This window comes from Agromyces sp. Y782 (assembly GCF_059445405.1).
This window is the reverse complement of sequence record NZ_JCAIUG010000002.1, coordinates 1,264,089-1,279,460: the sequence shown is the minus strand read 5'-3', so window position 1 is coordinate 1,279,460 and position 15,372 is coordinate 1,264,089. Positions and strand designations below refer to the sequence as shown.

Annotated in this window: 15 protein-coding genes and 1 rRNA gene; all 16 read left to right on the top strand. The window is 67.9% G+C overall.

Annotated elements, in window-relative coordinates; all coding sequences use genetic code 11:
* Positions 1-104: ribosomal RNA gene (gene rrf / locus AC1C2S_RS20305) — 5S ribosomal RNA — on the top strand; the annotation flags it as partial.
* Positions 105-222: 118 nt separating this feature from the next.
* Positions 223-2,079, top strand: coding sequence for a primosomal protein (locus AC1C2S_RS20300; protein ID WP_495354398.1), 1,857 nt, complete (start codon positions 223-225; stop codon positions 2,077-2,079).
* Complete coding sequence (locus AC1C2S_RS20295) at positions 2,054-3,088, top strand: HAD-IIA family hydrolase (RefSeq protein ID WP_495354397.1); 1,035 nt, start codon at positions 2,054-2,056, stop codon at positions 3,086-3,088. Before AC1C2S_RS20300 ends, AC1C2S_RS20295 begins: the two co-directional genes overlap by 26 nt.
* A 95-nt stretch (positions 3,089-3,183) precedes the next feature.
* Positions 3,184-3,390: a hypothetical protein gene (locus tag AC1C2S_RS20290; RefSeq protein ID WP_495354396.1), complete on the top strand. Its 207-nt coding sequence runs from the start codon at positions 3,184-3,186 to the stop codon at positions 3,388-3,390.
* Positions 3,391-3,393: 3 nt separating this feature from the next.
* Positions 3,394-4,203 (top strand): TlyA family RNA methyltransferase, encoded by an 810-nt coding sequence (locus AC1C2S_RS20285; RefSeq protein ID WP_495354395.1) that lies wholly within the window; start codon positions 3,394-3,396, stop codon positions 4,201-4,203.
* Positions 4,158-5,114, top strand: coding sequence for an NAD kinase (locus AC1C2S_RS20280; protein ID WP_495354394.1), 957 nt, complete (start codon positions 4,158-4,160; stop codon positions 5,112-5,114). Before AC1C2S_RS20285 ends, AC1C2S_RS20280 begins: the two co-directional genes overlap by 46 nt.
* 39 nt (positions 5,115-5,153) lie before the next feature.
* Positions 5,154-6,851, top strand: coding sequence for a DNA repair protein RecN (recN, locus tag AC1C2S_RS20275; protein ID WP_495354435.1), 1,698 nt, complete (start codon positions 5,154-5,156; stop codon positions 6,849-6,851).
* 52 nt (positions 6,852-6,903) lie between these two features.
* Entirely contained in the window at positions 6,904-8,688 is a 1,785-nt protein-coding gene (pyrG, locus tag AC1C2S_RS20270; protein WP_495354393.1) for a CTP synthase, read from the top strand.
* The gene (locus AC1C2S_RS20265; RefSeq protein WP_495354392.1) at positions 8,681-9,355 is read left to right on the top strand and encodes an NUDIX domain-containing protein; all 675 of its coding nucleotides are present in this window, start codon (positions 8,681-8,683) and stop codon (positions 9,353-9,355) included. The genes pyrG and AC1C2S_RS20265 overlap by 8 nt, the downstream gene beginning before the upstream one ends.
* Entirely contained in the window at positions 9,352-10,254 is a 903-nt protein-coding gene (gene xerD / locus AC1C2S_RS20260) for a site-specific tyrosine recombinase XerD (protein ID WP_495354391.1), read from the top strand. Before AC1C2S_RS20265 ends, xerD begins: the two co-directional genes overlap by 4 nt.
* Before the next feature lie 42 nt (positions 10,255-10,296).
* Entirely contained in the window at positions 10,297-11,184 is an 888-nt protein-coding gene (locus tag AC1C2S_RS20255; protein WP_495354390.1) for a ParA family protein, read from the top strand.
* Positions 11,168-11,998: a segregation and condensation protein A gene (locus AC1C2S_RS20250; RefSeq protein WP_495354389.1), complete on the top strand. Its 831-nt coding sequence runs from the start codon at positions 11,168-11,170 to the stop codon at positions 11,996-11,998. The genes AC1C2S_RS20255 and AC1C2S_RS20250 overlap by 17 nt, the downstream gene beginning before the upstream one ends.
* On the top strand, positions 11,988-12,719 hold the full coding sequence (gene scpB / locus AC1C2S_RS20245; protein ID WP_495354388.1) for an SMC-Scp complex subunit ScpB: 732 nt from the start codon (positions 11,988-11,990) through the stop codon (positions 12,717-12,719). Before AC1C2S_RS20250 ends, scpB begins: the two co-directional genes overlap by 11 nt.
* Complete coding sequence (locus AC1C2S_RS20240; RefSeq protein ID WP_495354387.1) at positions 12,712-13,581, top strand: pseudouridine synthase; 870 nt, start codon at positions 12,712-12,714, stop codon at positions 13,579-13,581. Before scpB ends, AC1C2S_RS20240 begins: the two co-directional genes overlap by 8 nt.
* Positions 13,578-14,660: a prephenate dehydrogenase gene (locus AC1C2S_RS20235; protein ID WP_495354386.1), complete on the top strand. Its 1,083-nt coding sequence runs from the start codon at positions 13,578-13,580 to the stop codon at positions 14,658-14,660. Before AC1C2S_RS20240 ends, AC1C2S_RS20235 begins: the two co-directional genes overlap by 4 nt.
* Complete coding sequence (gene cmk / locus AC1C2S_RS20230) at positions 14,657-15,349, top strand: (d)CMP kinase (RefSeq protein WP_495354385.1); 693 nt, start codon at positions 14,657-14,659, stop codon at positions 15,347-15,349. Before AC1C2S_RS20235 ends, cmk begins: the two co-directional genes overlap by 4 nt.
* The last annotated feature ends 23 nt before the right edge of the window (positions 15,350-15,372 follow it).

The following is a 15,372-nucleotide window of genomic DNA, read 5'->3' as shown; positions in this document are numbered from 1 at the left end:
GCGCGAGGGAAACGCCCGGACACATTCCGAACCCGGAAGCTAAGACTCGCAGCGCCGATGGTACTGCAGGGGGGACCCTGTGGGAGAGTAGGACACCGCCGGACAATCATTGAGGAGAGTGGCCACCCGAAGACGGGTGGCCATTCTTCGTTAACGGGTCGCTTCACAACGCGGCCAAGTACGGTTGAGTCCCATGAGGACTCCACACTCGACGGGACAATCGTGAGCGACTCAAGGCATGACTCTGCAGATCAGGGACGCCAGGATCGAGGCGGTCAGCGCGGCCGGAGTGGTGACGGAACCGCTCGCGGAGCTGGGGGCGGTCGCCCATCCTCGGGAGCTCGTGACGGTTCGGCCTCGAAGCGCTCGTACAGCGACGCCAAGCGCCCCGCCGGCTCGGGCGATGCGAAGAAGCCCTACGGTGATCGTGACGCGAAGAAACCGTACGGTGATCGTGACGCGAAGAAACCGTACGGTGATCGTGACGCGAAGAAACCGTACGGTGATCGTGACGCGAAGAAACCGTACGGTGATCGCGACGCCAAGCGCCCCGCCGGCTCGGGCGATGCGAAGAAGCCCTACGGTGATCGTGACGCGAAGAAACCGTACGGTGATCGTGACGCGAAGAAACCGTACGGTGATCGTGACGCGAAGAAACCGTACGGTGATCGTGACGCGAAGAAACCGTACGGTGATCGTGACGCGAAGCGCCCCTACGGTGATCGTGACGCGAAGAAGCCCTACGGTGATCGTGACGCGAAGAAGCCCTACGGGGACCGTGACGCGAAGAAGCCCTACGGGGACCGTGATGCGAAGCGCCCCTACGGTGATCGTGATGCGAAGAAGCCCTACGGAGACCGTGATGCGAAGAAGCCGTACGGGGATCGTGATGCGAAGAAGCCGTACGGGGATCGTGATGCGAAGAAGCCGTACGGGGACCGTGATGCGAAGAAGCCGTACGGGGACCGTGATGCGAAGCGCCCCTACGGTGATCGTGATGCGAAGAAGCCGTACGGGGACCATGATGCGAAGCGCCCCTACGGTGATCGTGATGCGAAGAAGCCCTACGGGAACGCGCCGCGCGGCGGCCGACCTGCAGGCCGCGACGAGCAGCGTGACGCTCCTCGCGAGACGTACGGTGCAGCCGAGTTGCAAGTGCGCCCTCGTCACGACGCCCCCGAGATCGATGAGTCGATCGAAGCGCGCGATCTCGACAAGGGTGCTCGCGCCGAGCTCAAGACCCTGAGCAAGGAGAACGCTGACTGGGTGGCTCGTCACCTCGTCGCGGCATCCCTCTTGCTCGACGACGACCCGGAGCTCGCGCACCAGCACGCGATGTCGGCAGCTCGTCGGGCCGGCCGCGTCTCGGTCGTGCGCGAAACGCTCGCGATCACGGCGTATGCGACCGGCGACTTCGGGCTTGCCCTCCGCGAATTGCGCACCTATCGACGGATCTCCGGCAGTAACGATCAACTGCCGCTCCTGGTCGACAGTGAGCGCGGTGTCGGGCGCCCCGACCGTGCACTCGAGGTCGGGCGTGCGGTCGATCGCTCGACGCTGCCCGCTGCGGTGCAGGTCGGACTCGCGATCGCGATGTCGGGTGCACGTCTCGACCTCGGGCAGCCTGAGATCGCCCTCGCCGAACTCGAGATTCCGCAGCTCGAGCCCGACAAGGCGTTTTCGTACAGTCCCGCGCTGTTCGCCGCATACGCAGAGGTACTCGAAGAGCTCGGCCGCACGGCCCAGGCGAAGGAGTGGCGTGCTCGCGCAGATCGCGCTGAAGCGGCCCTCGGCGGCCCGGCCGAGGCCGAGTCGATCGAGATCTTCGAGATCGAGATCGACGAAACGATCGAGTCAGAACAACCGGATGCGGTCGAACCGTCGACTGACGAGACGATCGCCCATGACGCGGCGGAGTCAGAGCCGACCTCACCCGCGCCGAACACGGATGCGGCTGCCGACGACGACCCGGGTGCCGTGCTCGAAGACGACGTCGCAGCGGTGATCGCCGAAGGCGCAGCACTCGAAGACGACGAGAACGAGGGCGCGCCCGATGGGCCTGTTTCGCGCGAAGACTGAGACGTCGACCCCGCTCGACGGGGTCGACGCGGTGCTCGCCGATCTCGACGGCGTCGTCTATGCGGGAGCCGATGCGATCCCGCGTGCTGTCGAGAGCCTCAACCGCGCCAAGCAGCACCACGCAGTCGGATACATCACGAACAACGCGTCGCGAAGCGATGCATCCGTCGCCCGCCATCTTGCCGAACTCGGCCTCGATGTGGTGGCGAGCGACGTCGTCACCTCGCCGCAGGCGGCGATGAGCCTGCTCGACCAGCAGGTGGCGCCAGGCGCGCTCGTGTTCGTCGTCGGCGGCGAGGGCATCGTCACCGAACTCGAGAAGCGAGGATACCGGGTGACGCGCTCGGCCGACGACGCCCCCGACGCGCTCGTGCAGGGGTTCGCGCCCGATATCAGCTGGCGCGATCTCGCCGAGGCGAGCTTCGCACTGAACGCGAACGGCGGGCCGGATGCCGCGACGCCGGGTATTCCCTGGATCGCGACGAACATGGACTGGACGATCCCCGTTGCCAGAGGTATCGCCCCCGGTAACGGCACCCTCGTCTCGGCGGTGCACACGGCCGTCGGTCGGTTCCCGCTGGTCGCAGGCAAGCCCGAGACGCCGATCTTCGACGAGGCCAGGCGCCGATTCGCCGCTGAGCAGCCACTCGTGGTCGGAGATCGCCTCGACACCGACATCCTGGGTGCGAACCGCGCCGGCATGCTGAGCGCGATCGTGCTCACCGGAATCGACCGCGCGAAGCACCTGCTGGCCGCCGATGCGTCGAGCCGGCCGGACTTCATCCTCGCCGACCTCGATGGGCTCCACGAGCCGTACCCGGCGACTGAAGCGGTTCGCGGCGGCGCCCTACGTGTCGGCGCTGCTCGGGTTCGGGTGGTCGGCGGTCGCGTCGAGATCGTCGATGAGGGTGATGGCGGTATCGACCTGCTTCGAGCGGCGTGCGCGGCGATCTGGCAGTCGGGCACGTCGATCCACGTGCTCGAGGTGCCGGAGCGCCTCTACAGCTGACCGGCGGCCGTGCCATCATCAGAACCCGACGTGGGATTCCGAGCAGCGCCGATGTCATCGACCCGCGCGTCGGTCTGTCGGGGTAGCGTTGAGGGGTGAGCACAGAACCCGATCGAAGCCGCGAGGCGAGCACGCCCGCAGTGTCGACCGCTGGTGAGCTCGGCGAGGCATCCGAAGCGACGCCCGGCCTGCTCGCCGATATCGAAGCGCGCCCGCTCTCCGAGCGTGCCGCGGGGTATCAGAGTCTCGCCGATCGGTTGCGTGCACAGCTCGAGCAGTCCGACCCGTCGCTGCGTTCCTGACGCATGACCGAACAACGCCTCGACGCGGCCCTTGCGGCTCGCGGGCTCGCACGTTCTCGCACTCACGCCGCAACGCTGATCACCTCGGGGGTCGTGACCGTCGATGGGCGCCCGGTGACGAAGGCCGCAACGAAGGTCAGCGATGAGGCGCGACTCGGGGTCGCGGCATCCGATCACTATGTGAGCCGAGCAGCGCACAAGCTCATCGCCGGCCTCGATGGATTCGACGTCGCCGTCGAGGGCCGCGTCGTTCTCGACGCGGGAGCCTCGACCGGAGGATTCAGCCAGGTGCTGCTCGAGCGCGCCGCGCGCCAGGTATTGGCAGTCGACGTGGGTCACGGTCAGCTCGCACCAGAACTCGTCGGCGAGGCACGACTCGTGCTCGTCGAGGGCTGCAATGTGCGCCACCTCGACGCCGCACGCCTCGCCGAGCTCACCGGCATCGACGAGCGGCCATCGCTCGTCGTCGCTGACCTGTCGTTCATCTCCCTCACGGTGGTGTTGCCGGCGCTGAAAGCCACGGGGACGCAAGACGCCGACTTCGTGCTGCTCGTCAAACCGCAGTTCGAAGTCGGGCGCGGGGGCGCGCGCGAAGGCGTGGTCCGCGATGCCGGACTCCGCTCCGAGGCGGTGTCGAACGTGCTCTGGGCGGCCTTCGACGAAGGGCTCGGCACGGTCGGCATCCTGTCCTCCCCAATCGCGGGCGGTCACGGAAACCTCGAATACTTCGTGCATCTGAGCGCGGTGCGCGGTGCGAGTCCGACAGAATGGACAGGTCGGGTCGACGAACTGGCAGGGAGGACGAAGGCGTGAATGACGCACGGCGCTTCCTCGTTGTCTCGCACACCGGCCGTCAGGCGGCCCTCGAGGCGACGAGCGAGGTGTGCGCGCAACTGCTCGCGGCCGGCGCCATCCCGGTGATCGCGGCCGAACACTGGGATGACGTGCATGTCTTCGTGCCCGAGCTCAACGGCGAGGTCGAGCGGTTCGAAGAGACCGACCCCGCCGGCATCGAGCTCGTCATCGTGCTCGGTGGCGACGGTACGATTCTGCGCGCAGCCGAGATCATGCGCGACTTCCCGGTGCCGTTGCTCGGCGTGAATCTCGGCCACGTCGGATTCCTCGCCGAGAGTGAGCGCGACGATCTCGGATACACCGTGAGCCGGGCACTCGCGCGGGATTACACCGTCGAAGAGCGGATGACCCTCTCGGTGCGTGCGAAGATCGGCACCGACGTCGTCTACGAGAGCTGGGCGCTCAACGAGGTCACGGTCGAGAAGGCGGAGCGCGAGCGGATGCTCGAGGTCGTCATCGAGGTCGACCGTCGGCCGCTCTCGTCGTTCGGGTGCGACGGCGTCGTGATGTCGACGCCGACCGGCTCCACCGCCTACTCGTTCTCGGCGGGTGGCCCGGTCGTCTGGCCGAGTCTCGAGGCCCTGCTGCTCGTTCCGCTCAGCGCCCATGCCCTGTTCGCGCGTCCGCTCGTTGTCGGCCCCGAGTCGTCCCTCGTGGTCGAGATCCTGCAGCGCACCGAGGCATCCGCAGTCATCTGGTGCGACGGCCGTCGCACCTTCGACCTGCCGCCCGGGGCTCGGGTCATCGTGCGCAGGTCTCCGGTTCCAGTGCGCCTCGCGCGACTTCACGAGGCGCCGTTCACCGATCGTCTCGTGAACAAGTTCCAGCTCCCGGTCACCGGGTGGAGGGGGCCGGTGGGGCGTGAGTGAGGCTGCATCGAAAGAAGGCGGCGCTGAGTGGGGGCTGCGTTGATTGAGGAGCTCGGCATCCGCGACCTCGGCGTCATCGCCGAGGCGACCCTTCCACTCGGTCCGGGTTTCACTGCGGTGACGGGTGAGACCGGTGCAGGCAAGACCATGGTGGTGACGGCCCTCGGGCTGCTGCTCGGCTCCCGTGCCGACGCGGGCTCCGTGCGCGCCGGTGCCAAGCAGGCTTGGGTCGAGGGGCGCTGGGTGGTGCCCGACGACGGCGCGATCGCCGAACGCGTGGCCGAGACGGGCGGCGAAGTCGAGGCCGGTGAGCTGCTGCTGGGGCGCTCGGTCTCCGCTGAAGGGCGCAGCCGCGCCGTGGTGGGCGGCCGCAGTGCACCGGTCGGCGTGCTCGCCGAACTCGGCGACGAACTCGTCGTCGTGCATGGGCAGGCCGACCAGCAACGACTCCGTTCCGCGGTCGCCCAGCGTGAGGCGCTCGATCGCTTCGCGGGGCAGGCCCTGCAGAGCGTGCTCGACGAGTACCGCACGGCCTTCAACGCCTGGCGAACGGATGCCGCTGAGCTCGACCGTTTGCGTGAGGCCCACGACGCGCGCACCAGTGAGGCGGCGGAGCTGCGCGCAGCGCTCGACGAGGTCGAAGTTGCAGACCCGCAGCCCGGTGAAGACGTCGAACTCCAAGAGCGCGCCGATCGCCTGTCGAATCTCGAAGAACTCCGCCTCGCCGCTGCGCAGGCACGCACACTCGTCTCGGCTGAAGACGTCGTCGACGACGCACCCGATGCCGTGGCGCTCGTCGACGGGGCCCGTCGGCACCTCGAACGCGTGTCTGAGCACGACCCCGCCCTGCAGCCGATCACCGAGGTGCTGACGAACGCCGGATTCCTCCTCGCAGATGCTGCGGCGGAGCTGTCGGGATACCTCGCGGGTCTCGACGCCGACGGCGCTCGCGAGCTCGAAGTCGTCAACGAACGACGTGCGATGCTCGGGGGGCTCATTCGCCGCCACGGCAGTCTCGACGAAGTGCTCGAGTTCCGCCGCAGCGGGGGACTGCGGCTCATCGAGCTCGACAGCGATGATGAGCGCATCGAGGGGCTCGAGGCATCCGTCGCCGCACTCGAGGCCCAGGTCGATCTGCTCGCCGGGCAGGTGACCGTCGTACGCACCGAGGCAGCCGGCCGTTTGGCCGCCGCGGTCACGAACGAGCTCGCAGCGCTCGCGATGCCCGACGCCCAGTTGGCGGTCTCCATCGAGGCGGCGCCCGAGGCGGTCGCGCATGGCCGAGACATCGTGTCCATCCTGCTCCGCCCGCATCCAGGAGCCGAGCCCCGACCGGTCTCGCGTGGCGCGTCGGGCGGTGAGCTTTCACGGGTGATGCTTGCGATCGAGGTCGTCATCGCGGGCAGCTATCCGGTTCCGACGTTCGTCTTCGACGAGGTCGACGCGGGAGTCGGCGGTGCGGCGGCGATCGAGATCGGCCGCCGACTCGCACGACTCGCCGAACGCTCCCAAGTCATCGTCGTCACTCACCTCGCACAGGTCGCCGCGTTCGCGACGAATCACCTGAGCGTGGTGAAGGGCACCGACGGTCAGGTCACCTCGTCGAGCGTGCGCCAGCTCGCGGGCGCCGAGCGCGAGGCCGAGATGGCACGGTTGCTGTCAGGGCTCACCGACTCGGAGAGCGGACTCGCGCACGCGCGGGAATTGTTGGAGATCGCCGCAGATCGCGCGGCGTGATGCGCGGCCGAAGGCCGTGCGCGATGGGGGATCAACGGGATCCCGAGCAGAGATGGGGGAGCGCGTGGGGCATGTCGGGGCGAACGGCCGGGAACGTGAGTTAGACTATAAGCCCGTGGTGGATGAACGCGGAACAGCTCCTTCGAGCACAGACAACAATTCGATCCCTGAGTCGACGAACGGCGAGACCAAGCACATTTTTGTGACGGGTGGCGTCGTTTCTTCGTTGGGCAAGGGACTCACGGCGGCGAGTCTCGGCAATCTCCTGACAGCCAGGGGCCTGCGAGTCGTCATGCAGAAGCTCGATCCCTATCTCAATGTGGATCCGGGCACGATGAACCCGTTCCAGCACGGTGAGGTCTTCGTCACCGACGACGGCGCCGAAACCGACCTCGACATCGGGCACTACGAGCGGTTCCTCGACATCAATCTGAGCCAGGCGGCGAACGTCACGACCGGTCAGATCTACTCGACGGTCATCGCCAAAGAGCGACGTGGCGAGTATCTCGGCGACACGGTGCAGGTCATCCCGCACATCACCGACGAGATCAAGCGGCGTATGCGGCTGCAGGCCTCGGAGTCGCCGAAGCCCGATGTGATCATCACCGAGATCGGCGGCACCGTCGGCGACATCGAGTCGCAGCCGTTCATCGAGTCGGCCCGCCAGGTGCGCCACGAGCTCGGCCGCAAGAACGTGTTCTTCGTGCACGTCTCGCTCGTTCCGTTCATGGGCGCATCGGGTGAACAGAAGACGAAGCCAACGCAGCACTCAGTCGCCGCGCTCCGTTCCATCGGCATCCAGCCCGACGCCCTCGTGCTCCGCAGCGACCGGCCGGTCACCGAATCGAACAAGCGCAAGATCGCGCTCATGTGCGATGTCGACGAGGCGGCCGTCGTGAACGCGGTCGACGTGCCGTCGATCTATGAGATCCCCACGATGCTGCACGACCAGGGGCTCGACTCCTACATCATCGACGCGCTCGGACTCACCGCGGCAGACGTGGACTGGTCAGGCTGGAGCGAACTGCTCGACGTCGTGCACCAGCCGAAGCACGAGGTGACGATCGGCCTCGTCGGCAAGTACATCGACCTGCCCGACGCGTACCTCTCGGTCACCGAGGCGTTGCGCGCCGGTGGGTTCGCCAACGACACGAAGGTCAAGATCGAGTGGATCCCATCTGACGAGTGTCAGACGCCAGAGGGGGCCCAGAAGCACTTGGCCCACCTCGACGGCATCTGCGTGCCCGGCGGATTCGGCGTGCGCGGCATCGAGGGCAAGCTCGGCGCCCTGCACTTCGCCCGTGAGAACGGCATTCCCGTGCTCGGCCTCTGCCTCGGTCTGCAGTGCATGGTCATCGAGTACTCGCGCAACGTGGCGGGCCTGCCGGGTGCATCGTCGAGCGAGTTCGATCCCGACACCGAGTTCCCCGTCATCGCGACGATGGAGGAGCAGGTCGAGATCATCGCCGGCGGCGACCTCGGCGGCACCATGCGCCTCGGTCTCTACCCGGCGAAGCTCGCCGTGGGGTCGATCGCGGCCGAGCTCTACGGCTCGACGGAGGTCTCCGAGCGGCACCGGCACCGCTACGAGGTCAACAACGTCTACCGCGATCGCATCGCACAGGCCGGCCTGACGTTCTCGGGCATGTCGCCCGATCGACACCTCGTCGAATTCGTCGAACTGCCGCGCGACGTGCACCCGTTCTACGTCGGCACCCAGGCGCACCCCGAGTTGCGCAGCCGCCCGAACGATCCGCACCCGCTGTTCCGCGGCCTCGTCGGCGCTGCGCTCGAGCGCCAGCAGGCGAGCCTGCTGTTCGACGTCAACAATGGCTGATCTGCGCGAGACCGGCGTCGGCGAGTTGCGAGAGCCGCTCGCCGACGAACGCGTCGAGGTGCCGATCGTCACGAGCGAGCGCGTCTTCGAAGGTCGCGTGTGGGACATCCGCCGTGATGCCTTCGAGTTCGGCGGCGAGACGATCGTGCGCGAGTACATGGACCACACCGGCGCTGTCGGCGTGCTGGCCCTCGACGACGACGACCGTGCGTTCCTGATCAAGCAGTACCGGCATCCGGTGCGCATGCGCGACTGGGAGATCCCCGCGGGGTTGCTCGACATCGACGGTGAAGACCCGCTTGCGGCCGCGAAACGGGAGCTGGCCGAAGAGGCCGACCTCGAGGCATCCGATTGGGCGGTGCTCACCGACTTCGCGACCTCACCGGGCGGCAGCGACGAACTGATTCGGGTCTACCTCGCTCGAGGGCTCTCGGCCACCGCCGACGCGTTCGCACGCGAGGCCGAAGAGGCCGACATGGAGACCCGCTGGGTGCCGCTCGACGAGTGCATCGACGCGGTGCTCGAGCGGCGCATCCGCAATGCGCCGCTCGCCATCGCGGTGCTGTCCGCCGCTGCGGCGCGAGCACGCGGTTGGTCGAGCCTGGGCCAGGCGGATGCACCGTGGCCGGGCCGGGCCGTCGGTCGTTCGGAGCCGTCGCGGCGATGACCCGCACGCCGGTCGACGACTATCTCCGGCATCTCGCCGTGGAGCGGGGACTCGCGCGGAACACCATCGCCTCGTATCGTCGCGACCTCGTGATCTACGCGGACTGGCTCGCTGCTCGTGGCATCGAGGGGCCGGCGGCCGTGATGGAGCAGGACCTCAGCGATTTCATCCGGTTCCTCGGCGCCGAACGAGTGCCGACGCTGGCGACGTCATCGATCGCTCGCGTGCTGTCCGCGGTGCGGGGGCTGCATCGATTTCTCACCGAAGAAGGAGTCGTTCCCGCAGACGTGTCGCGGGAGCTGCGCCCGCCGAAGCTGCCCATGCGGCTGCCGAAGGCGATCCCGGTCGACGATGTCGAGGCGCTCATCGCCGCTGCCGGCGGCGAGGAACCGACCGACCTGCGCGACATGGCCCTGCTCGAGCTCCTCTACGCCACAGGGGCGCGCGTGTCCGAAGCGGTGTCGCTGAACGTCGACGACCTCGTCGACCAAGAGGTGGTGCGACTCTTCGGCAAGGGCGGCAAGCAGCGCGTCGTTCCGCTTGGAAGCTATGCCCGGCGGGCGGTGGACGCGTACCTCGTGCGGGCCCGGCCGTTGCTCTCCGCACGCGGGACGGCGACGCCCGCGCTCTTTCTCGGCGTGCGCGGCAAGCGGATGTCGCGGCAGGCCGCGTGGGAGGCGATCCGTGATGCCGCCGAGGTGGCAGGGCTCGCGACATCCGTCTCACCGCATACTCTGCGGCACTCCTTCGCGACTCATCTGCTCGAAGGCGGTGCGGATGTGCGCGTCGTGCAGGAGCTGCTCGGGCACTCCTCGGTCGCGACGACGCAGATCTACACGCTCGTCACAGCCGATACACTCCGGGAGATGTACACGGCGGCCCACCCGCGTGCTCGCTAGAATCAAGCAAGCACCCGCCCGGCCCCAGGAGAGAGTGAACACGTGACGCACCAGAAGCGCGACTCAGCGAACGGAATCGCAACGCTTCCGCCAGAGCTCGGTCCCACTGGTCGTCCTCATCGCGAATTCCCCGAGCCCAAGGCCTTGACCACCCACGGTCCGGCGCGCATCATCGCCCTCTGCAATCAGAAGGGCGGGGTCGGTAAGACGACCACCACGATCAACCTCGGGGCCACGCTCGCCGAGTACGGTCGCCGCGTGCTCGCGATCGACTTCGACCCGCAGGGTGCGCTCTCGGCGGGTCTCGGCGTGCAGACGCACGACGCGCCGACGATCTACGACCTGTTGCTCTCGCGCACGCTCGACCCGGCCGACGTGATCCAGAAGACCGGCGTCGAGAACCTCGACGTGATTCCCGCGAACATCGACCTCTCCGCGGCAGAAGTGCACCTCGTCACCGAGGTCGCCCGCGAGCAGATCCTCGCCGGGGTGCTGCGCCGGGTCGCCGACGACTACGACGTGATCCTCATCGACTGCCAGCCCTCGCTCGGTCTGCTCACCGTGAACGCGCTCACGGCGAGCCACGGCGTGGTCATCCCGCTCGAGTGCGAGTTCTTCGCGCTGCGCGGCGTGGCCCTCCTCATCGAGACGATCGACAAGGTGCGCGACCGGTTGAATCCCGCCATCGAGCTCGACGGCATCCTCGCGACGATGTACGACTCGCGCACCCTGCACTCACGCGAGGTGCTCGAGCGGGTCGTCGATGCGTTCGGCGAGAAGGTGCTCGAGACGGTCATCACGCGCACGGTCAAGTTCCCCGACGCGACCGTCGCAGCGACCCCGATCACAGAGTTCGCTCCCGAGCACCAGGCGTCGAAGTCGTACCGCCAGCTCGCCAGGGAGCTGGTGTTCCGTGGCGCGGTCGCCTGAAGCGGCTTCGGCCCCCGAGCAGCAGGTGCCCGAGGGTGGCTTCCGCGTCGCCCTCACCAACTTCGAGGGTCCGTTCGACCTCTTGCTCTCGCTCATCGCGAAGCATGAGCTCGACATCACCGAGGTGTCGCTGTCGGCCGTGACCGACGAGTTCATCTCCTACCTGCGCGGGCTCGATTCCGAGGAGGAGCTCGACCGGGCGTCGGAGTTCCTCGTGGTCGCGGCGACCCTGCTCGATCTGAAGGTCGCCGGGCTGCTGCCGCAGGGTGAACTCGTCGATGCTGAAGACGTCGCGCTGCTCGAGGCGCGCGACTTGCTCTTCGCGAGGCTCCTGCAGTACCGGGCGTTCAAGGAGGCTGCGCGGTGGTTCGCGGGGCACCTCGAGCAGGAGGCGCTTCGGCACGCCCGCAACGTACGGCTCGAGGAGAAGTTCCGCCGGCGTGCGCCCGAACTCGTGTGGACGCTCTCTGCCGAGGACTTCGCCGCGCTGGCGGCCCTGGCGCTCACGCCGCGAGAGATTCCCGTGGTGGGACTCGATCACCTGCACGCGCCGCTCGTCTCGATTCGCGAGCAGGCCGCGCACGTCGTGGCGGTACTCCGGCGCGGCGACCCCGTGACATTTCGCCAGCTCATCGCCGGGGTCGCGCAGCCGGGACTCGTCGTGGCGCGCTTCCTCGCCGTGCTCGAGCTCTACCGTCTCGCGGCGATCGGCTTCGAACAACTCGAACCACTCGGTGAACTGACCCTTCGATGGTCGGCCGAGAATTGGACGGATGAGAACCTCGAGAGCCTGGGGGCGGACTATGACGAGTGAGACGGATGTCGCGGCGATGAATCTCGATACCGGCGCAGAGCGCCCGAATCGACCAGAAGAGTCGCCAGCTGAGGGCAACGGCCCTGAACTGTCGATCTCGACACCACTCGACGTTCCGGGGCAACCGCGGCTCGACCTCGACCGCGTACTCGAGGCGATTCTGTTCATCGCCGACGAACCGCAGAGCGTCGTGTCGCTGGCGGCTGCGGTCGCGCGACCCGTCGCAGAGGTGCGTGCGTCGATCGCTCGACTCCGCGCCGACTACGACGGCGCCGGCACGTCGGGCGAGCCGCGAACGGATGTCGCAGGGGAGCCCGAGGCGCGCGGCGTCCGTCGCGGCTTCGAACTTCGCGAGGTGGGCGGTGGCTGGCGATTCTACGTCCGAGCCGAGTACGACGCCCTCGTGGCGGACTTCGTGCTGACGCAGTCGTCGACCAAGCTGTCGCAGGCTGCGCTCGAGACGCTCTCGGTGATCACGTACAAGCAGCCGATCACGCGGTCGCAGGTCGCCTCCATCCGCGCGGTGAACGTGGACTCGGTGGTACGCACCCTGCTCGGTCGCGGACTCGTGACCGAAGTCGACACCGATCCCGAGACGGGCGCGATCCTCTACGGCACGACCGAGCTCCTGCTCACCAACCTCGGTATCAACTCGCTCGACGAGCTGCCGCACATCTCGCCGTTGCTCGACGACGGCCAGGAAGGATTCGACATTGACTGACGCAACCGGCTGGGGCGGGGAACCCGCTCCCGAGGGCGTTCGGCTGCAGAAGGTGCTCGCGGCGGCGGGCGTCGCGAGCCGCCGAGTCTCAGAGCAGTACATCACCGAGGGCCGGGTCGAAGTCAACGGCGAGGTCGTCACGGAGCTGGGGCGCCGCATCGATCCCGAGACCGACCTGGTCGCCGTCGACGGTGTCGCTGTGCAACTCGACCCGGCCAAGCGCTACTACATGCTGAACAAGCCGCGCGGCGTCGTCTCGTCGATGCGCGACGAGCAGGGTCGGCCCGACCTCACGAGCTTCACCGATGACCTCGAGGAGCGCGTGTTCAACGTGGGCAGGCTCGACGCCGAGACGAGCGGCTTGCTGCTGCTCACGAACGACGGCGACCTCGCCCACGTGCTCGCCCACCCTTCGTTCGGCGTCTCGAAGACCTACATCGCGAAGGTCACGGGCCGAGTGAGCCCGCAGACCGTGCAGGGGCTGAAGAACGGCATCGAGCTCGAAGACGGACCGATCAAGGCCGACCGCGCACGCATCCTGCAGCAGCAGGCGGACGACGCGCATTCGATGGTCGAGTTGACGCTCCACTCGGGCCGCAACCGCATCGTGCGCCGCATGCTCGATGCCGTGGGGCATCCGGTCGTCGACCTCGTGCGTCGCAGCTTCGGGCCACTGAATCTCGGCACGCTCCGGTCGGGCGAGATGCGCGAACTGACGAAGGTGGAGCGCGGCGAGCTGCTCACGATCTCGCGGGCCGCGAATGAGCCCGCGAATGAGCCCGCGAATGAGCCCGCGAGTGAGCCCGCGGAAGCAACCGCGGATAGCGCCGCGGAAGCCGAGGGGGAGGCGAACGACACGTGAGCGAATCACGCCTGGTCGGGCCGGTTCGCGTCGTCGGCGTCGGCCTGCTCGGCGCCAGCATCGGCCTCGGGCTGCGGGCGAAGGGCATCGACGTGATCCTCGCCGACGCGTCGCCCACCCACCTCGCGATCGCCGTCGACTACGGTGCCGGCCGGCCCGCAGTACCCGGTGACCAGCCCCAGTTGATCGTCGTGTGCGTGCCGCCCGACGTGACGGCCGATGTCGTGGCGGCAGAGCTCGATGCCTACCCGCAGGCGATTGTCACGGATGTCGCCAGCGTCAAGCTCGCCGTCTACGAAGACCTGAAAGCACGCGGGGCCGATCTCTCGCGCTACATCGGCACGCACCCGATGGCCGGGCGAGAACGCGGTGGCCCGATGTCGGGTCGCGCCGACCTCTTCGTCGGCCGCCCATGGGTCGTCGCGGCCCACGGCGGCATCTCCTACCGAGACGGCTCGGCGATCGACGACCTGATCCTCGATCTCGGCGCCACGCTCGTCGAGCTCACGCCCGAGCAGCATGACGCGGCCGTCGCCCTCGTCTCGCACGTGCCGCAAGTGGTGTCGAGTCTCATGGCGCGCCGACTCATCGAGGCCCCCCATGCTTCGGTGAACCTCGCGGGGCAGGGTCTGCGCGATGTCACTCGGGTCGCCGCGAGCGACCCTGAACTCTGGGTGCAGATCCTCGGTCAGAACGCCGCGCCCGTCGCCGAGATCCTCCGCGGCTACCGCGACGACCTCGACCGGTTCGTCGACGCACTCGAGAACATGGATGCCCCGGGCGCGCGTCGCCGCGTGGCCGAAGAACTCTTCGGCGGCAACACCGGTGTCGAACGGCTGCCCGGCAAGCACGGCGTCGATCGGCGCTACTCGAGCCTCATCGTCATGATCGACGACAGGCCGGGCCAGCTCGCCCGCCTCTTCAACGACGTCGGCGAGGCCGGTGCCAATATCGAAGACCTCCGCCTCGAGCACTCGCCCGGCGCGCAGATCGGCCTCGCCGAGATCTCGGTGCTGCCCGAGGTGCAACAGCATCTCACCGACGAGCTGGCCGCCCGCGGCTGGCGGATTGCAGGTTGAACGTGCCACCCGTCATCCCGTTCGTGGTCGCCGTCGACGGCCCAGCCGGCAGCGGCAAGTCGAGCGTGTCCAAAGAGGTCGCGCGCCGGCTGGGGTTCGGATTCCTCGACACGGGGGCGGCGTATCGCGCGTTGGCCTGGCATGCAGAGGCATCCGGTGTCGACACGGATGACGCGGCATCCGTCGCCTCGTGCCTCGACTCGTTCGAGTATCGCATCGGAACCGACCCGACCGGATACGCGGTGCACGTCGGCGACATCGATGTGACCGATGCGATCCGCGACCCGCAGATCTCCGCGGTGGTCAGCGCCGTCGCACGTGTTCCCGAGGTGCGTCGCCACCTCATCGAGCTGTTCCGTTCGATCATGGCGGCCGTCGACGCGCCCGGCATCATCGTCGAAGGACGCGACATCACGACGGTGGTGGCACCCGACGCCCCCGTTCGCATACTCCTCACAGCATCCGAAGCGGTTAGAATGGGCAGGCGCTCCGCCGAACTCGCCGGATCCTCGGCCGAGGCAGTGGGGGAGCAGTTGCGCAAGCGCGATGCGGCCGATTCCAAAGTCGTGGACTTCATGACCGCGGCCGACGGCGTCACGACCGTCGATTCGACTGAACTCGACTTCGACCAGACGGTTGACGCGGTGATCGGCGTGATCCGCGCAGCGCAACCGGCGCTCGCACCGTAGTCGCGACGCGACCGGCGCACACA

Coding starts and splice junctions, on each gene's coding strand:
- scpB (WP_495354388.1), top strand. CDS start 11,988: ATGACGAGTGAGACGGATGTCGCGGCGATGAATCTCGATACCGGCGCA.
- pyrG (WP_495354393.1), top strand. CDS start 6,904: ATGGGGGAGCGCGTGGGGCATGTCGGGGCGAACGGCCGGGAACGTGAG.
- AC1C2S_RS20280 (WP_495354394.1), top strand. CDS start 4,158: ATGGACAGGTCGGGTCGACGAACTGGCAGGGAGGACGAAGGCGTGAAT.
- AC1C2S_RS20285 (WP_495354395.1), top strand. CDS start 3,394: ATGACCGAACAACGCCTCGACGCGGCCCTTGCGGCTCGCGGGCTCGCA.
- xerD (WP_495354391.1), top strand. CDS start 9,352: ATGACCCGCACGCCGGTCGACGACTATCTCCGGCATCTCGCCGTGGAG.
- AC1C2S_RS20265 (WP_495354392.1), top strand. CDS start 8,681: ATGGCTGATCTGCGCGAGACCGGCGTCGGCGAGTTGCGAGAGCCGCTC.
- AC1C2S_RS20295 (WP_495354397.1), top strand. CDS start 2,054: ATGGGCCTGTTTCGCGCGAAGACTGAGACGTCGACCCCGCTCGACGGG.